15 protein-coding genes are annotated in these 17,609 nt (G+C 66.9%); 9 read left to right on the forward strand and 6 right to left on the reverse strand.

The window, feature by feature from the left end; all coding sequences use genetic code 11:
- Positions 1–689: NUDIX hydrolase (locus H582_RS29995; protein WP_205621420.1), on the reverse strand; the 689-nt coding region annotated here is incomplete at its 3' end.
- Between the two features lie 313 nt (positions 690–1,002).
- On the opposite strand from H582_RS29995, the gene H582_RS30000 reads away from it, so the two are divergent.
- Together H582_RS30000 and H582_RS26990 are read left to right on the forward strand one after the other, a co-directional pair.
- Positions 1,003–2,808 carry an ATP-binding protein gene (locus H582_RS30000; RefSeq protein WP_052333141.1) on the forward strand — a complete coding sequence of 602 codons (1,806 nt, stop codon included), beginning with the start codon at positions 1,003–1,005 and terminating at the stop codon, positions 2,806–2,808.
- 46 nt (positions 2,809–2,854) lie between these two features.
- Positions 2,855–3,922 carry an FUSC family protein gene (locus H582_RS26990; protein WP_052333142.1) on the forward strand — a complete coding sequence of 356 codons (1,068 nt, stop codon included), beginning with the start codon at positions 2,855–2,857 and terminating at the stop codon, positions 3,920–3,922.
- 154 nt (positions 3,923–4,076) lie between these two features.
- Here H582_RS26990 and H582_RS0110870 read toward each other — a convergent pair whose 3' ends face one another.
- The 5 genes from H582_RS0110870 to H582_RS26995 all read right to left on the reverse strand — a co-directional run bounded on the left by H582_RS0110870 (position 4,077) and on the right by H582_RS26995 (position 7,994).
- Complete coding sequence (locus H582_RS0110870; protein WP_028598552.1) at positions 4,077–4,382, reverse strand: hypothetical protein; 306 nt, start codon at positions 4,380–4,382, stop codon at positions 4,077–4,079.
- 26 nt (positions 4,383–4,408) lie between these two features.
- Positions 4,409–4,558, reverse strand: coding sequence for a hypothetical protein (locus H582_RS31845; protein WP_156876705.1), 150 nt, complete (start codon positions 4,556–4,558; stop codon positions 4,409–4,411).
- Positions 4,559–4,659: 101 nt separating this feature from the next.
- Positions 4,660–5,259, reverse strand: a complete 600-nt coding sequence (locus tag H582_RS0110880) for a TVP38/TMEM64 family protein (protein ID WP_028598553.1) — start codon at positions 5,257–5,259, stop codon at positions 4,660–4,662.
- Positions 5,260–5,275: 16 nt separating this feature from the next.
- Positions 5,276–6,490 carry an MFS transporter gene (locus H582_RS0110885; protein WP_052333143.1) on the reverse strand — a complete coding sequence of 405 codons (1,215 nt, stop codon included), beginning with the start codon at positions 6,488–6,490 and terminating at the stop codon, positions 5,276–5,278.
- A complete protein-coding gene (locus tag H582_RS26995) occupies positions 6,453–7,994 on the reverse strand; it encodes an MGDG synthase family glycosyltransferase (protein WP_084137074.1) in 1,542 nt (513 codons plus the stop codon). The genes H582_RS0110885 and H582_RS26995 overlap by 38 nt, the downstream gene beginning before the upstream one ends.
- Before the next feature lie 826 nt (positions 7,995–8,820).
- Between H582_RS26995 and H582_RS0110895 the strand changes: the two genes are divergently transcribed.
- From H582_RS0110895 to H582_RS0110925, 7 genes are all read left to right on the forward strand, one after another.
- A complete protein-coding gene (locus H582_RS0110895) occupies positions 8,821–9,795 on the forward strand; it encodes an aldo/keto reductase (RefSeq protein ID WP_028598555.1) in 975 nt (324 codons plus the stop codon).
- A 385-nt stretch (positions 9,796–10,180) separates the two neighbouring features.
- Entirely contained in the window at positions 10,181–11,161 is a 981-nt protein-coding gene (glpX, locus tag H582_RS0110900) for a class II fructose-bisphosphatase (RefSeq protein ID WP_028598556.1), read from the forward strand.
- A gap of 194 nt (positions 11,162–11,355) precedes the next feature.
- A complete protein-coding gene (locus H582_RS30005) occupies positions 11,356–12,630 on the forward strand; it encodes a type I glyceraldehyde-3-phosphate dehydrogenase (RefSeq protein ID WP_052333145.1) in 1,275 nt (424 codons plus the stop codon).
- A gap of 142 nt (positions 12,631–12,772) precedes the next feature.
- Positions 12,773–12,988, forward strand: coding sequence for a GapA-binding peptide SR1P (locus H582_RS27005; protein ID WP_043111201.1), 216 nt, complete (start codon positions 12,773–12,775; stop codon positions 12,986–12,988).
- The gene (gene ppdK / locus H582_RS27010; protein ID WP_052333146.1) at positions 12,985–15,669 is read left to right on the forward strand and encodes a pyruvate, phosphate dikinase; all 2,685 of its coding nucleotides are present in this window, start codon (positions 12,985–12,987) and stop codon (positions 15,667–15,669) included. Before H582_RS27005 ends, ppdK begins: the two co-directional genes overlap by 4 nt.
- 36 nt (positions 15,670–15,705) lie before the next feature.
- Positions 15,706–16,374 carry a helix-turn-helix transcriptional regulator gene (locus H582_RS0110920; RefSeq protein WP_043111202.1) on the forward strand — a complete coding sequence of 223 codons (669 nt, stop codon included), beginning with the start codon at positions 15,706–15,708 and terminating at the stop codon, positions 16,372–16,374.
- A gap of 18 nt (positions 16,375–16,392) precedes the next feature.
- A complete protein-coding gene (locus H582_RS0110925) occupies positions 16,393–17,220 on the forward strand; it encodes a pyruvate, water dikinase regulatory protein (RefSeq protein ID WP_043111203.1) in 828 nt (275 codons plus the stop codon).
- Positions 17,221–17,609 lie beyond the last annotated feature (389 nt).

Here is a 17,609-nt window from a genome sequence, read left to right on the forward strand (position 1 = left end):
CCGGCACTCCTGCCGCCGTCCGCATCCTCGCGGCCCCCGCCTCCGGCACTCCTGCCGCCGTCCGCATCCTCGCCGCCCCCGCCAACGGCACTCCTGCCGCCGTCCGCATCCTCGCCGCCTCCGCCAACGGCACTCCTCCGGTCGCCCTCGCCGCCCGCACTACCGCCGCCCGCCAGCTCGGCGCCTTCCGCCCTCAGCTCGCTGAGCTCGCCTTCGAACAGCCGGATCATGCCGCGCAGCGGCGCCTCGTAGACGCCGAGCACCTCCTCCGGCTGCAGCCGCAGCGACAGCGGACGCCGCTCGCAGCGGAGGGCGTACTCCTCGCTCCGCTCATGGTCGATGAACGGCTCGCCGCCCGCGCTGCCGATCGCCCTGGCCTCGCTCCAGCCGAGATAGGCGAGCTCCTCGAACGCCGCGGCGATGCCGAGCTCCTCCTCCAGCTCGCGCACGGCCTCCCGCACCGTCTCGCCCGCCGCCAGATGGCCGGCCGCCGAGATGTCCAGGAAGCCCGGATACGTGTCCTTGCCGAGCTGCCGCTTTTGAAACAGCACCTTCGGCTCGCCGGAGCCGATGCGGTACACCCAGCAGTGAAAGCTGCGATGCCGCAGGCCGAGGCGATGCACGTCCCGGCGCGAAGCGGTGCCGACCGGCATCCAGCTTTCGTCGTAGATGTCGAATTGTTCTTCCATCCGGATCCGCTCCTTTTCTCATAGCCCTAGATCGACGTGCCGGCAATCCCGCAAACACGCCCTAGTGTACGCGAGCCGGGCGCGAAATTCCAGCCCGCTCCGGCTGTAAGCGCGCCGAAATCGCGGAAGCGGTTTCTGAAAGCGCCTCCCATCCGGCATGAAAAGGATTTTCTTTCCTGCCGTCGAATTGGGTGGAAAGCCGCAGCAGGACCGGCTCCTCGAACCGATCTCCGTCAAGGAGGCGCGCGCCCGTTCCTGGCTGCGAAAAAGAGCTCCGGCAGAAAGAGAGATGAATGGGGGAGGACCCATTTACATGAAACCATACCTGACGATCGACCATCTGATTTACCTCCTGCTCGCTTTTATCATCACGACGTTCTCCTCGTACACGATGCTGAGCATGACAGGGGGGCTTCAGCGCACTCGGCCCGGCCGCTTGTTCTGGCTCACCGGAGCTGCGGCCGTGTTCGCGCTCGGCGTCTGGTCGATGCACTTTGTCGGCATGCTCGCCTATGATTACGTCATGACCGTCGGCGCGCTGACGGTCCTGCCGCTGATCGTCACGACGATCAGCGCGCTGTTCGCGCTGTCCTTCCTGCTGCGAGGCGGCCATCCCGCCTCCATCCTGCGCCAGCTGACGGCGTCGTCCATCCTGACGGCCGGGGTGCTGCTGCTGCATCTCATGGGCCTGCTGACCCACCGCCTCGGCCATTTCCGCGTCGATCCCATCTACATCTCCGTCGGAGCGCTGTGCTTCTTGAGCGCGACCGTCGCAGCCCTCCATCTCCACGCCAAATACGGCGGAAAATTCCGCCCGCTGTGCAGCCTGCTGCTGGCATGCGGCACGCTTGCCCTTCATGTGCTGTCCCTCGCCGGGACGACCGTATCGAGAACGATGTCGCCGCCGGACTACCGGCTGGACGATTACGTCATGCTCATGGGCCTGCTGCTCGCGCTGGCCGCGATCGTCATTTTCGCCTTCAGCATCATCGCATGGGTGGCCGACCGCCGCTACGGCCTCATCAACGAGCGGTACCGGCTCATCGTCGAGAACTCGATCGACACGATCGCCGTCATCAGCGGCTCCAATTGGGAATTCATCAATCGCTCGGGCCGGCGCATGTTCGAGATCCAGAACGAGTCGGAGATGGTCGGCCGCTCGGTCTACGAATTTCTTTACTCCGGCCATCACGAGCGCATGAGCGCCTACCTGCGGCCGACCTTGCGCCGCAGCGGCAAGGAGAGGAGACGAGGGGAAAGCCCTCCGATCGAGCTCGATTGGGTAACCGTCAAGGGACGGCTCATCAGCACGGAAGTCATCCTTTCGGAATCGACCTTCGTCGGCAAGCCGATCGTCGTCGTCATCATCCGCGACATCTCGGAGCGCAAGAAGAACGAGGAGCTGCTCATCAACTCCGAGAAGCTGTACGTCGCGGGCCAGCTCGCGGCCGGCATCGCCCACGAGATCCGCAATCCGCTCACCTCGCTCAAAGGCTTCCTGCAGCTGATGGCGAGCGGCCGCTCTTCCTCTGCCGGTTATTTCGACATCATGAAGTCGGAGCTGAGCCGGATCGAGACGATCGTCAGCGAGCTGCTCATGCTGTCCAAGCCTCAGGTGTACGAGATGGACTTCGCCGACGTCCGCGTCATGATGCTCGACACGGTGCTGCTGCTGGAGTCGCAGGCGGCGCTGTACGGCATCGAGATCAAGGCGGACTACGGCGACAATCCGCTTTGGATCTACGGCGTCGATTCGCAAGTGAAGCAGGTGTTCATCAACGTGCTGAAAAACGCGATCGAGGTCATGCAGGACGGCGGCGAGATCGGCATCGGCCTGCGCCGGGAGGACGGAGAGGCCGTCATTTCCGTCATCGACCGCGGACCCGGCATCGACGAGGAGCAGCTCGCCAAGATGGGGCAGCCGTTCTATACGACCAAGGACAAGGGCACTGGACTCGGTCTTATGGTATCCTATAAAATTGTGGACAATCATAAAGGACGGATCCGCGTCTCCAGCGAGCTCGGCATCGGCACGACGTTCGAGATCCGGCTGCCCTGCCGCAGCCACAACGCGCGCAGCTCGTTCCGGGAGCCCGAGGCTCCCGCCTCGGCCGGCTGAGGCGGCTGTCCGCTATTTTGCGCGAATCCAAAGGAGGCCCCGCACCATGACGATAGGCGCCCGCGTCCTCAAGACGGGCATGGCCGTGGCGCTGGCCATTTATTTGAGCGGCCTGTTCGGCTTCGTCAATCCGATTTTATCGGCCGTATCGGCCATCTTCACCCTGCAGCCGTCGATCTTCCGCTCGTGGCAGCAGGTCAGCGACCAGTTCCAGACGAACCTGCTCGGCGCGGCGATCGCGCTTGGCGCGGTGCAGCTCATCGGCAACTCGCCGATCACCGTCGGCATCGTCTGCATCGCCGTCATCCTCATCAGCATCAAGCTCAAGATGGAGGCGACCGTTGGCCTGACGCTCGTCACCGTCGTGGCCGTGATGGAGGCCAACTCCACCGGCTGGATGTTCGCCGTGGAGCGCTTCCTGCAGGTGCTGACGGGCATGGGGGCGGCGTTCGCTGTCAACGTGCTCATCTTTCCGCCGAGTCCGCGCCGCCAGTTCCACGATCTCGTGCATCAGAGCTACGCCCAGCTGTCGCTGCTGCTGCGCACGTCGATCTCCGACGAGATGAGGGAGCAGGTGTACAACGCGGAGAAAGACAAGCTTCAAGGCACGATCGGCCGCCTCGAGGAGCGCTTCAAGGTGCTCGAGGACGAGCGCAGCTTCCGCGCGTCGAGCCGGGCGGAGAGGGCCCGCCAGCTGCTGCTGGCGAGGCAGCTGATCCGCGTCGTGAACAAAGGCGCCGATCTGCTCGAGGTCGTCGAGGAGCATTATTTCTCCGCGCCGGGCGCCGAAGCCTGGGCCGGACGGATGGACGCCCAGATCGAGGAGCTGACCAAGTACCACGAATTCCTGCTGCTCAAGCTCGACAACAAGGTCAAGCCCGGCTCGTTCAGCCAGGCGGAGTCGATTACCGGCTCGAGCCTGGCCCGCCAGCTGACGGACTACCTGCGGGACAATCCGGAGGAGCATCGCCGGCTCGTCTTTGTCGCCTCGGCGCTGTTCGAGTACGGCTACCATCTGCGTCGCCTCGAAAAAGTGATCGAGCAGGTGCAGACGCGCGAGGCGGAAGGCGCCTCGAGCCGCTGGCAGATCTTCCCGCTGCGCGGCAAGGATTAAGCGGCGGGCGGAGCTTCGGCTAGCCGCGAAGCCTCGCTGCGGACATGCCGCCCGGATGCTTCCGGCTGTGCAGCCGCCAAAAAGGCGCATTCCGTATAGACGGAACGCGCCTTTTTTGACGTATGGCGAGAGCGGGCCCAAGCGGGCGCCGGGCCTACTCGTCGCCGCGATGCTCTTTGTGCTTATGGCGGCGCGGATGCTGGAGATGGTTCTCCGGATCGTTCGCGCCGTCATGCGGAATCTCGCGCGGGTCGGTGTGGCCCGCGTGATGGTTGCTGAATTCAAGCTCGGTCAGCTTCCATTCCGTCGAGCCCCACATCGGGTCGGCCGGAAAGACGTCTCCGCGCTGCAGCTTCTCCTCGCGTCCCCATTGGTTCGTGTAGACGCCGTCGACCTCGACATGCTCGCCCGAGACCGGTTCCATTTCGTTGTGGACGGGGTTGTCCTCGTTCCTGCTCATCAAGCTTTCCTCCTGTTCCGGGCCGGCTAGACGCCGTGCTTCTTGACTGCCGCGGCGTCGGCGTCGGACTGACGCTCGCTGGCCTGGGCTTTGCCGCGGCCGGAGCGGTCGGCTTGCGACTGCGCCTTGCGCGCGGACAACTGCTTGGCGGACGGCTGCTCGCCTGACATGGCCATTCTCCTCTCGGCATTGGACTGCCTCAACAGTGTGCCGCCGGAGGGGCTGTCCTATAAGCGGGCGGAGCAGGCAACTTTCGGCAGCGCCGGGACGGCGGCCGCTACTTGGCGAGGTAGCGCATCTCGAGCTTCTTGCCGCCCAGCCACATCGCAACGACGACGACGGCCGCCACGGCGATGCGCCAAGGCGCGAGCTCGCCGATATTGAAGCTGAGCAGCGAGATGATCATGATCATGACGGCTTTGCCGAGCAGCACGGCGAGCAGGAACGTGCGCAGCGGCAGCGAGCTCAGGCCGGAGGCGATGTTCACCAGCACCGACGGGGAAAAGGGAAAGCAGCTGAGCAGGAACACCGGCGTGAATCCGCGGCGCTCCAGCCAGTCGAAAAACTTGCCGGCGCGAGGGAAGCGCCGCTCCAGCCACATGCCGAGGCCCGAGCCGAACGAGCGGGCTATGGCGAACACGCAGATGGACCCGGCGCTGACGCCGATCCACGAGTAGAGGAAGCCGAGGCCGAGGCCGTAGATGTTGGCATTGGCCGCGATAAAGACGAACAGCGGCAGGAACGGCAGGAACGCTTCCGCGAACGGCAGCAGGATGCCGGGCAGCGGTCCGTAGTGGGAAAGCTGCTGCAGCGTATGCTCGAGCTGCTGCAGGTTCATGTTTTTGAGTTGGCTGAGCCACTTCTGGACGTGGTTCATGGAAAAAGCTCACAACCTATTCCGGTGGATTAGTGCGGCCGTGATCGGCTTCCGCGAGAGGCAGGAAGCCGTAGCACAGCCCGATGAGTCCGAACAGCAGGGCGCTCAGCCAGACGACGAACGGCTCGCCGCGCCAGGTGGCCGCGAGGCCGCCGGCGACGGGGCCGATCATGCCGCCGACGCCCTCCACTGTGCTCAGCATACCCCAGCCGAGCCCTTTCTGGCTAGGAGGAACATAGGCGGCGAGCAGCGCGTTCCAGGCGGGCAGCACGGCGGCGTAGGACAGGCCGAGCAGGGCGGCCAGCGCCAGGCACAGCCCGAAGCCGCGCGTGAAGGAGAGCGCGTACAGCGAGGCCGCGACAGCGAAGAAGCCGACGACGAGAAACCAGCGCCGATGGCGGCTGAGCCGGTCGGACAGCCTGCCCATCGGCAGGAGCATGCCGATCGTCAGCACGCCTCCGGCCGTGAGCAGCAGCGAGTACTGGGCGCCGCTCAGCGCCAGGCGGTCCGTCGCGAACGTCGGCAGGACAGTGACGAGCATGCCGGCGACGGCAGTCTGCAGCACCATGCCGGGCAGCAGCAGCCGCATCGCCTGCAGCCGCTCCCGGAGCACCGGCAGCTGCCGGCGCAGCGGCACATGCTGCGGAGCGTCCGCTCCGGTGCGGCCGCGCAGCAGCAGCGAGAGGGCCGTAGCGGCGGCGACGGCTCCGAGCAGCAGCAGATAGGCGGCGCCGCCGCTGAAGTCGAGCACGATGTTGCAGACGATCGGCCCGGCGCCGAGGCCGCCGAGCCAGATGGCATAGAGCGTGCCCATTTGCGAGGCCCGCTTTTCTTCCCTGACCTGGGTGAGGCAGACGATCCAGATCGGGGAGATGCCGACGCCGTACAGCGCGGACGCCGCGATGAACAGCCACGGCGCATGCGCGAGCGGCAGCAGCAGGATGCCGGCGAGCGAGGCGAGCATGCCCGCGAAGACGACGGCCCGGATCGAATGCCGGTCCAGCCAGTAGCCGATGCCGAGCTTGAGCGCCGTGTCGGTCAGATAGTGGGCGGCGATCGCCGCTCCGACCGTCCCCAGCGTCAGGCCGAGCGTATCGGTGCCGTACAGGGGCAGGAAGCTGACCAGCGCCGCCCCGCGCGCGAATTCGACGAGCAGCAGGACGGCGGCGAGCAGCGGGAGCTGGGAGCGGCTTCTAGCTTCGGAGCGCAGCAGCGATGGTATTGCCTTCATCCGAGGTTCCTCCTTGAACGGAGCTTGGCCGGATCGGCCGTTCTTTTCCAGTATACCCCTCGAGCCGCTGCAGCAAATCGTCGGCGATCCGTCCGGCGCCGTCCGGCCGGCCAAGCGCTCCCGCCCGGCGCGCGCTTTCCTTAAGACGCTCCGGGTCGTCCAACAGTTTCAGCACCGCCTCGACGAGCGCCTCCGGCGTGCGGACGACGGCGGCCGCGCCCAGGCGCGCCGCGTAGGCCGCGTTGCGGCGCTCTTGGCCCGGTACGGGGCGGTAAAGCACGAGCGGCACGCCGGCCGCCAGCCCTTCGGCGATCGTCAGCCCGCCCGGCTTCGTTACGAGGCATGCCGCATGCAGCATCAGCTCCGGCAGCTCCTCGACGTAGCCGAGCACATGCAGGCGGCTCGAATCCGGGCGGCCGGCGAAGCGGCGGCGGGCGTCGCGCGCGAACGCCTCGTTGCGGCCGCAGACGAGCGCGAGCTGGACCTGCGGCCGCTCGGCGAGCAGCCGGCCGCAGGCGGGCAGCAGGCCGCCGAGGATGCCGGCTCCGCCGCCCATGAGCAGCACGAGCGGCAGCTCGGGATCGAAGCCGCGACGCTCCAGCGCGGAGCGGTCGGAGCCGCGCCGGCGCGCGTCGAAGCCGGGCCTGACCGGGATGCCGGCGAAGCAGACGCGCTCCTCGGGCACGCCGGCGGCGAGGAGCTCGCTTTTCATTTCCTCCGAGGCGGCGTAGTAGCGGTCGATGCCGGGGTGGACCCAGCGGCGGTGCAGGTCGTAGTCGGTGACGATCGCGGCCGTCAGCGCGGGCCGGTCCGGCGATCCGGCGGGCGGTCCGGGAAAGAGCGGGAACGTATGCAGCACGAGGTCGGGCCGCTCCTCGCGCAGCAGCTGCCGCAGGCGCCTGCGGCCGGGGGCGTGCAGGACGGCGGCAAGCGCCGAGCCGGGCGCCGCGAGGCGCGTGCGCTCGTACAGCCAGCCGTACACGCCGGGGAAGAGGCGGTAGCTGCTGCGGTAAAAGCAGCGAGAGAGGGCGTTCAGCAGCGGGTGGGCCTCGGCCATCAGATCGACCATTCGAATCGGGCCGCAGCCTCGTTCGGCGAGCTGGGCGCGGATGGCTTTGGCGGCCTGCAGATGGCCGTCGCCGTAGGAGGCGTACAGCAGCAGCGCCTTCGGCTGGCGGCGGAGCGAGCGGGACGGCGAGGCCGGGAGCGTGGGCGGAGCAGCCGCTCTCGCGGCACGCTCGGCGGCAGCCGGAGCGGACGCAGGAGCGGCAGAGGGCGGGAGCGTGGGCGGAGCAGGCGCTCTCGAGTCACGTTCGGCGACAGCCGGAGCGGGGGGCGGAGCGGACGCAGGGGCGGCAGAGGGCGGGAGCGTGGTCGGAGCAGGCGCCGGAATGAGCGCCGAGCTTGAGTGAGGCGCGCGAACAAGAGATGCAGCGGATTCCAAGGGCGCGGCAGAAGCGGCGGACGAAGCGGGGGTTCGCAGGAACCGGAAGCGCAGGGCCATTTCGTTCAGAGCTCCTTTCCGGATGGAAGAAGTCGTTCGGCAGAGCGGCAGACACGGCGACGGCCGGGGATACGGCCAATCCAGGGCACAAAAGTGCCTTGGATTCAAAAATCCGTCGCGGATGTGTCGATCCAGGGCACAAAAGTGCCTTGGATTCAGAAATCCGCCGCGGATGTGTCGATCCAGGGCACAAAAGTGCCTTGGATTCAAAAATCCGCTGCGGATGGGTCGATCCAGGGCACAAAAGTGCCTTGGATTCAAAAATCCGTCGCGGATGTGTCGATCCAGGGCACAAAAGTGCCTTGGATTCAGAAATCCGACGCGGATGGGTTGATCCAGGGCACAAAAGTACCTTGAATTCAAATTCGACGCGGAGGCGGCAGATCGGCGGCAGCCGCGCCTCTTCAGCCTAGCTTCGCCATGTTAGCGGAGCGTCATCGGCATTGAACGATTTTGTTAGTCGCAACCGCTCTCGTTTCATTTTTGGAAAGGTATATTGGAAAAAGCATGATAAGGGGTTCCCCTGAGCAATGATTGGGTTCCTGTCGAAGCAAAAAGCCGCTGTGCAAGAACGAAACGCGAGGGCGCTGGCAGGACGGGGCGTTCGTCCGCAGGTAGGCGGCATTAAACCACTTCCCTATCGTCTATATCTGGTCTATCAATAACCGAGGCAATAGTAACGTTGCCTTGCAGCCGCTAAAGCCGACTTTCTTGAGTCGACTTTTCGTCTATCGGCATGCAGCGATTTTTTTCCGCCGCCTCTTTCGTTCAGGTATACTGGTAGAGCAATTCATTTCTTGCGTCTGGAAGGGAGTTCGAAGGACAGATGGAGTACACCAAGCTTGGCCGCTCGGGGCTGCGGGTCAGCCGCCTCTGCCTGGGCACGATGAATTTCGGCGTCGGAACGGATGAAAAGGAAGCGTTTACGATTATGGATGCCGCGCTGGATGCGGGCATCAACTTCTTTGATACGGCGAACATCTACGGCTGGGGAGAGAACTCCGGCCGCACGGAGGAGATCATCGGCCGCTGGTTCGCGCAAGGCGGCGGCCGCCGCGAGCGCACCGTGATCGCCACCAAGGCTTACGGCGACATGAATGATCCGCTTGACGGGCCCAACGGCGAGTCGGGCCTGTCGTCGTACAAGCTTCGCCGTCATCTGGAAGGGTCGCTGCGCCGCTTGCAGACCGATCACATCGAGCTGTACCAGATGCATCACGTCGATCGCAGCGCCAGCTGGGACGAGCTGTGGCCGGCGTTCGGCGACATGCAGGCGCAGGGCAAGATCGGCTATGTCGGCTCCAGCAATTTCGCGGGCTGGGATCTGGCGGTCGCCCAAGGCGAGGCCAAGGCCCGCGGCGTGCTCGGCCTCGTTTCCGAGCAGCACAAGTACAATCTGCTGACCCGCCTGCCCGAGCTGGAGGTGCTGCCGTCCGCACAGGCGCATGGCATCGGCATCATTCCGTGGAGTCCGCTTGACGGCGGCCTGCTGTCCGGCAACATCCGCCGCGGCGAAGCGGGCCAGCGGAGCGGCGACAACCGCTCGGATCGGCATCGCGAGCAGCTGGAGGCTTACGGCCGCCTATGCGACGAGCTCGGAGAGACCGAGGATCTCGTGTCGCTGGCCTGGCTGCTCCATCAGCCGGCCGTCACGGCTCCGATCATCGGCGTCCGTACGCTGGAGCAATTCGAGCGCTCCCTGCGGGCCGTCGAGATCAAGCTCGACGAGAGCACGCTCAAGCGCATCGACGAGATCTTCCCCGGCCCGGGCGGACAGGCTCCGAAAGCCTACGCCTGGTAAGGATATGCGGCCGACAGTTCTTGCCTGATCAGGGCTCTGTCTCCTAGACAAGGAGTCCTCGTTTGCGGCGATCAGGATGGACGGGCTCTACCAATAAAGACCGAACAGAAGGAAGCCGGGCTTCCTTCTGTTCGGTCTTTATTCGTAGATAAGGCAGCTTGCCTGCCTGGCTGTTGGCTATGCTGAGAGCTTTTTTGCAGGCTAAGCTCGTTTCCTTTCCTTCATCGCCTGTCTAAATAGTACGCATAATAAAATCATCCATCGCCTATTGTGACTCATATATAATATGTGTTACATTATATCCGGAAGATCCCTCCTGGCGGAGCAAGAAGCAAGAAGCGAGGGGCGAGGAGCTAAATCGGCAAGCATGCGAAAGGATGAGGGCATGGAACGCGAATTGGCGCTTGAAGTGGTGCGGGTGACCGAGCTGGCCGCCTTGGCCTGCTCCCCGTGGATCGGGCGGGGCGACAAGATGATGGCCGACGGTGCGGCGACGGAGGCGATGCGGAGGATGTTCGGCTCGGTCTCGATCCGCGGACGCGTCGTCATCGGCGAAGGGGAGATGGACGAGGCGCCGATGCTCTATATCGGCGAGGAGCTCGGCGTCGGCAGCGGCCCGGAGGCGGATGTGGCCGTCGACCCGCTCGAAGGGACGGAGCTCGCCGCGCGCGGCCTCAACAACGCGCTGTCGGTGCTGGCGCTCGCGCCGCGCGGCCAGCTGCTGCATGCCCCCGACATGTACATGCAGAAGCTTGCGGTCGGCCCTGCGCTCGCGGGCCGGCTGCGGCTGCAGGATCCGCTTGCGGCGACCATGCGCAAGGCGGCGCATGAGCTCGGCAAGCCGCTCTCCGAGCTGACGGTGTCGCTGCTCGAGCGGGAGCGGCATGCGCCGCTGCTCGCCGAGCTGAGGGCGCTTGGCGTACGCGTCCGGCTGCTGACCGACGGCGACGTGGCCGGGGCGATGGCGCCTTGCTTTCCCGAGACGGGCGTCGATCTGTACGTCGGCTCCGGCGGAGCGCCGGAAGGCGTGCTGGCGGCAGCAGCCGTCAAATGCCTCGGCGGCGAGCTGCAAGGCCGCCTGCTCCCCGAGGGAGAGGAGCAGCTGCGCCGCTGCGCCGCGATGGGCATCGCCGATCCGTCGCGGGTGCTGCGCATGGAGGATCTGGTCGGCACGGGCGACGTCATCTTCGCCGCGACCGGCGTGACGCAGGGAGATTTCCTGGACGGCGTGCGCGAGCTTCCGGGCCGGCTCGCCACGACGCACTCGGTCGTCATGAGAGCGGCGACGCGCACGGTGCGCTTCATCCAGACGCGCCATGACCTGTCGCTCAAAGCCGCGATGCGCAGCGACCAGGCGCTCGGGTAAGCGCCGGCCGACTCTGGACCGACTGCCATCCAGCGGCCGCCGGGCCCGCCTCTGCGGCGTCCACCGGGCGACGCCATGGCCATTCGCCGAATTCGGCTCGAGCCCGGACATCTCCGCGGGAGAGCTGGATGCGGCTTTCCCTTGCCTTATAAGGCGTCATATTTATAATTATACGTCATAAAGGAGCTGCTTTCATGCGAATCGCCATCAACGGCACAGGAAGAATCGGCCGTCTCTGCATCCGCCGGCTGCTGGACCTCGCGGATGGCTCGGAGCTCGAGCTCGTCGCCGTCAACACGACCTGCGCCCCCGACATGCTGGTCCATCTGCTGGAATACGACACCGTGCACGGCCGCTGGCCGGGACGGGTGAGGACGGACGGCGGAGCGCTGGTTCGGCTGGAGGCCGACGAGCGGCTGGATCGAACCGGGATCCCGCCCGGACGAAGCTCCTCCCCGCAGCCGAGCAGCCGAATCGACTCTGCGCCTGAGCGGAACCCGTCCACGCAGAACCGAATCGAGCCCGCATCCGATCGGAACTCGTCGCCCCAGAACCGGCTCGAGCCCGCATCCGAGCAGAGCTCGTCGCCCCAGAATTGGATCGAGCCCGCGCCTGAGCGGAACTCGTCGCCCCAGAACCGGATCGAGCTCGTATCCGAGCGCGACCCGTCCCGGCTGCCGTGGAGGCGGCTCGGCATCGACCTCGTCATCGACGCGACCGGGGCGTTCACCGATCGGGCGGGCATGGAAAAGCACCTCGAGGCGGGAGCGGGACGCGTCTTGCTCACTTCTCCGGGCGAAGCCGACCTGACCGCCGTCATGGGCGTCAACGACGAGCGTTTCGACCCGTCGGTCCACCGCTTCGTCTCCGCCGCCTCCTGCACGACCAACTGCCTTGCCCCCGTGCTCAAGGCCATGCACGAGGCTTTCGGCGTCAGGGGCGGCTGGGCGACGTCGATCCACGCCTTCACGAGCGACCAGAACCATCTGGACAACCCGCATCGCGACTGGCGCCGGGCCCGCTCCTGCGGCGCCTCCATCGTCCCTGCCGCTACCGGCGTCTCCAAAGCGCTGCGCGAGGTGCTGCCGGAGCTCGCTCCCGTCATCCGCGGCTCGGCGGTGCGCGTTCCCGTCGCCGACGTGTCGCTGCTGCAGCTGCAGCTCGAGCTGGGCGCGCCGGCAGCGGCGGACGAGGTCCGCGAGGCGCTGCGCGAGGCGGCTGCCGGACCGCTCGCGCCGTATGTCGGCTACGCCGACCTGCCGCTCGTGTCCGCCGACTACATCGGCTGCGACAAGTCGGCGGTCGTCGACGGACCGAGCGTGCTGGCCCGCGGCTCCTCCGTGCAGCTGAGCGCCTGGTACGACAACGAATGGGGCTACGCCTGCCGGGTCGTCGACCTGGCGGCGCGGATCGCGGAGCGTGCTTCGGCCGCTGGCCGGCTCGGCGGCGCGCAGGCCGTCCGCGTCTAGCGGCGCCACGGACGCCATTGACCTTCAGCCGCATTGACCTTCGACGCGATCAACATTCAGCCTCGCGAATCGTTCCCTTCCCATAGCTGTCGCTGCGCCAAGATGCCCGTTCAACCCACGACTTCATAAGGAGATGGACCCTATGAAAAACGGATTAGCCGCTGTCGAAGGCAGCCTGGACTACGGACTCATTTTATGCCCGAGCTGCAACGAGATCGTCGATACGCTTCCGACGAATCGGGTCAAAATCTTCCACAGCCTTTGCGACTCGCCGCGATGCCGGGAGGCTGCCGCCGATTCCGGCCTGAACTACGCGCCGCCGACGCGCCCCGCCGCCGGAGAGGGGGAGCGCCCATGAGCGCCAAGCGCGTCTATGCGTTCGAGGAAGGCCGCGCGGACATGAAGCAGCTGCTCGGAGGCAAAGGAGCGGGCCTGGCGGAAATGACCGCCGCCGGCGTGCCGGTTCCCCCCGGCTTCACCGTCACGACGGAAGCATGCCGGGATTACGGCCGCTCCGGCGGCATGCTGGAGGAGCCGCTCTGGGCGGAGATCCGCGAGGCGCTGGCGGTGCTGGAGGAGCGCGGCGGCCAGCGGTTGGGCGACCGCGCCGACCCGCTGCTCGTCTCGGTGCGCTCGGGAGCGGCGGTGTCGATGCCGGGCATGATGGATACGATCCTCAACCTCGGGCTCAACGACGAGACGGCGGAAGGGCTGGCCGCCGCCACCGGCGACGAGCGCTTCGCCTTCGACTGCTACCGCCGCCTCATCGCCATGTTCGGCCAGGTCGTGCTCGGCGTCGACGGCTGGCGCTTCGAGCGCCTGCTGGAGGCGCGCAAGGAAGCGGCGGGCGTCGAGACCGACCAGCAGCTCGAAGCGCAGCATTGGCGCGCGCTCGTCCTCGACTACCAGCAGCTCGTGCTCCGGCAGGCCGGCCGCCCGTTCCCGCAGGACGTGCTGGAGCAGCTGCGGCTGGCGGTCGAGGCGGTGTTCCGCTCCTGGGACAACCCGCGCGCCCGCGTCTACCGAAGCGTCAACCGCATCGACGGCTCGGGCGGGACGGCGGTGACGGTGCAGCGCATGGTGTTCGGCAACAAGGGCGCGGACTGCGGCACCGGCGTCGTCTTCACCCGCGACCCGTCGACGGGGGAGCCGGGCCTGTATGGAGAGTTCCTGCTGAACGCGCAGGGCGAGGACGTCGTCGCCGGCGTCCGCACGCCGCAGCCGATCGCCGCGCTCGCCGCGGCGCTGCCGCAGGCGCATGCCGAGCTGGAGCGCTGGGGCCGGACGCTGGAGGAGCGGTACGGCGACATGCAGGACATCGAATTCACGATCGAGCGGGGCGTCCTGTTCCTGCTGCAGACCCGTACGGGCAAAAGAGGCGCCCAAGCCGCGCTCCGCATCGCCGTCGATCTCGTCTGCGAAGGAAGGATCGCTCGCGAGGAAGCGGTGCGCCGCGTGGAGCTGGCGCATCTGGAGCAGCTGCTCCATCGCGGCATCGACGAGTCGGCCGCCGGACAGCCGCTCGCCAAGGGCTTGCCGGCGTCGCCGGGAGCGGCGATCGGCCGGGCCGTGTTCGACGCCGATACGGCGGAGCGCTGGAGCCGGGACGGACAGCCGGTCATCCTCGTGCGTCCCGAGACGACGCCGGACGACATCCACGGCGTGCTCGCCGCCGAAGGCATCCTGACGAGCCGCGGCGGCATGACGAGCCATGCGGCGGTCGTCGCGCGCGGCATGGGCAAGCCGGCCGTCTGCGGCTGCGAGGCGCTCGCGGTCGACGCTGAGGCGAAGCGGCTCGCCGTGCGCGGCGGCGGGGCCGAGGCGATCGCCGAAGGCGACTGGCTGACGATCGACGGCGGCACGGGCCGCGTCATCGCGGGCCGCATGCCGCTGCGCGAGCCGGCCGTGACAGAGGAGCTGCTGCAGGTGCTGCGCTGGGCCGACGAGCTGCGGCGGCTGGAGGTGCATGCCAACGCCGATACGCCGGAGGACGCGCGCGCCGCGCGCCGGCTCGGCGCGCAGGGCATCGGGCTGTGCCGCACGGAGCATATGTTTTTCGCTCCGGAGCGGCTGGCCGTCATGCAGCGGATGATCGCCGCCGAGACCGACGAGGCGCGGGAGGCGGCGCTGGCGCAGCTGCGGCCGATGCAGCAGGCCGACTTCGAAGGGCTGCTGGAGGCGATGGATGGCTTGCCGGTGACGATCCGGCTGCTCGACCCGCCGCTGCATGAGTTCCTGCCGGGCCGCGAGGAGCTGCAGCGCAAGCTCGAGGCCGCCCGCGAGGGCGAGCGCGCCGAGCTGGAGGCGCTGCTGCGCCGCTCGGATGCGCTGCGCGAGGCCAACCCGATGCTCGGCCAGCGCGGCTGCCGGCTCGGCATCATGCATCCGGAGATCTACCGGATGCAGGCGGAGGCGCTGTGCCTGGCGGCAGCGGCCTGCGCGGAGCGCGGCGTCGACGTGCGGGCGGAGATCATGATCCCGCTCGTCGGCGAAGCGGCGGAGCTTGGCCTGCTGCGGGCCGAGGTCGAGGCCGTTGCGGAGCGGCTGCTGCCGGAGCCGCTGCGGCGCGAGCGGCCGATCCGCGTCGGCACGATGATCGAGGTGCCGCGCGCCGCGCTGACGGCCGGGCGGATCGCAGAGCATGCGGACTTCTTTTCCTTCGGCACGAACGACCTGACGCAGATGACCTACGGCTGCAGCCGCGACGACGCCGAAGGCAAGTTCCTCGCGCGCTACGTCGAGCGCCGGCTGCTGCCGTTCAATCCGTTCCAGGTGCTCGACGAGGAGGGCGTCGGCCAGCTCATCCGCATCGCCACGGAGGCGGGGCGCGCCGCGCGGCCGGGCCTCAAGGCCGGCATCTGCGGCGAGCACGGCGGCGAGCGCGACTCGATCTTCTTCTGCCACGAGATCGGCCTCGACTACGTCAGCTGCTCGCCGTACCGCATCCCGATGGCGCGCATCGCGGCCGCCCAGGCCGCTCTTGCCAGGCCCGGCCGGGACGCTGCTCCTTCCGCTTTAGCGGACGCTTTGCCGGTGTGAAATCGTCCTGCCATCGGTTACAATGGATGGTAGAACATGAAGCGAGCGGAGGGAAAGGCGATCAAACTATCGACGAGGCAAAAGAAGATCGTAGAGACGGTCCGCCGCCGCGCGCCGATCACGGGCGAGCAGATCGCCGAGCTGCTCGGAGTGACGCGCCCGGCGATCCGCTCCGACCTCGGGCTGCTCGTCATGCTCGGCTATCTTGACGCCAAGCCCAAGGTCGGCTATTTCCTCGGCAGCCGCGACGAGTCGGAGCGCGCCGCGGACTCCAGCGCCGCCGCCGCGCTGCTGCCCGTGCGCGAGGTGATGGGCGTGCCGGTCGTGCAGCGCGAGACGGCGACGGTGAGCGATGCGGTCGTGACGCTTTTTCTGGAAAATGTAGGCAGCCTCACCGTCGTCGACGAAGCTGGCCGCCTGGCGGGCATCGTCTCGCGCAAGGATCTGCTCAAGGTCGCCCTCGGCAATCCGCAGGCCTCCTCGATGCCGCTCGGCCTCGTCATGACGCGGCTGTCCAATCTGGCGACGGTGACGCCGGAGCAGACGGTGCGCGAGGCGATGGCGGTCATGATCGCCCGCGAGATCGACGGCCTGCCGGTCGTGCGGCCGCTCGGGGACGGGCCGGAGGCGGGGCTGGAGGTCGTCGGCCGCATTACCAAGACGACCGTGACCCGGCTGTTCTACGAGGCGTCGGCGGAAAGCTAGGAGGAGGCGGGGAAGAGGTTGAGCCAACGGTTGAACGAAGACAGGAAACGCATCGTCGTCTGCTCCGATTCGGCGGGGGAGACGGCGGAGACGGTCGTGCGCGCGACGCTGCGCCAGTTCGAGGCGGAGTCGGTCCAGGTGGAGCGCTGGGCGAACGTCAAGTCCGAGGAAGAGGTGCGCGAGCTGATGGAGCACGCCGCCTCGATCGGCAGCTTTGTCGTCTACACGCTGGTGCTGCCCGAGCTGCGGGAGATGATCCGCCAGGAGTCCGCGCGCCTCGGCGTCTGCGCCGTCGACGTGATGGGACCGGTCATGGAGGGCTTCGTCCGCACGTTCAACTCCGCGCCCAAGCAGGAGGCGGGACGGCCGCATCGGATGGACGAGGAATATTTCACCCGGGTGGAGGCGGTCGAGTTCACGGTCAAGTCGGACGACGGGCAGCATGTCGTCGGATGGAAGGACGCGGATCTGATCCTGCTCGGCGTCTCCCGCACGTCCAAGACGCCGCTTGGCATCTACCTGGCGCACAAAGGCTACAAGGTGGCGAACTACCCGCTCGTGCCCGAGGTCAAGCCGCCGGAGGAGCTGTTCCGCATGCCGGGCTCCCGCTTCGTCGGCCTGACGATGCAGCCGGAGAAGCTCATCTCGATCCGCATCGAGCGGCTGAAGAGCATGGGGCTGCCGGCCGGCGTCAGCTACGCCCGCCTGGAGCGGGTGGCGGAGGAGCTGGAGTACGCGCAGGAGCTGTTCCGGCGGCTCGGCTGCCTCGTCGTCGACGTGACCGACCGCGCGATCGAGGAGACCGCCGGCGTCATTCTCGATGCGCGCAAGCATTTGCTGGGCTGAGCGGGCGAAGAAATGGACCAAGGCTTTGAAGCTCGCAGGCGAGCCCCTTTCAAACCGAAAGGGGCTTTTTGCTTGTGTTTTTTTTTGGATTGATTTCAGGTTTCAATTCATTCTATTGATTTTACAAAAATTGATGGGATAAATAGAAAATGGTAATATATTGAGGGGTTTCTATCGCTTGGCAATAACAGGCCGTGGCGTGAATGGCAGGGGAACTGCCGATCTTCCAGTCTGACTCGCTCCGCGAGGGAGTCGAGAGTGCCTTGGTTGGTGGACTTCAGTCTGACTCGTCTCTCCAGGGAGTCGAGAGTGCCTTGGTTGGTGGGCTCCGGTCTGACCCGCCCCGCCAGGGAGTCGAGAGTGCCTTGGTTGGTGGACTCCGGTCTGAC

This window comes from Paenibacillus pasadenensis DSM 19293, from assembly GCF_000422485.1.
In the GTDB taxonomy this organism is placed as follows: Bacteria; Bacillota; Bacilli; order Paenibacillales; family Paenibacillaceae; genus Paenibacillus_O; species Paenibacillus_O pasadenensis.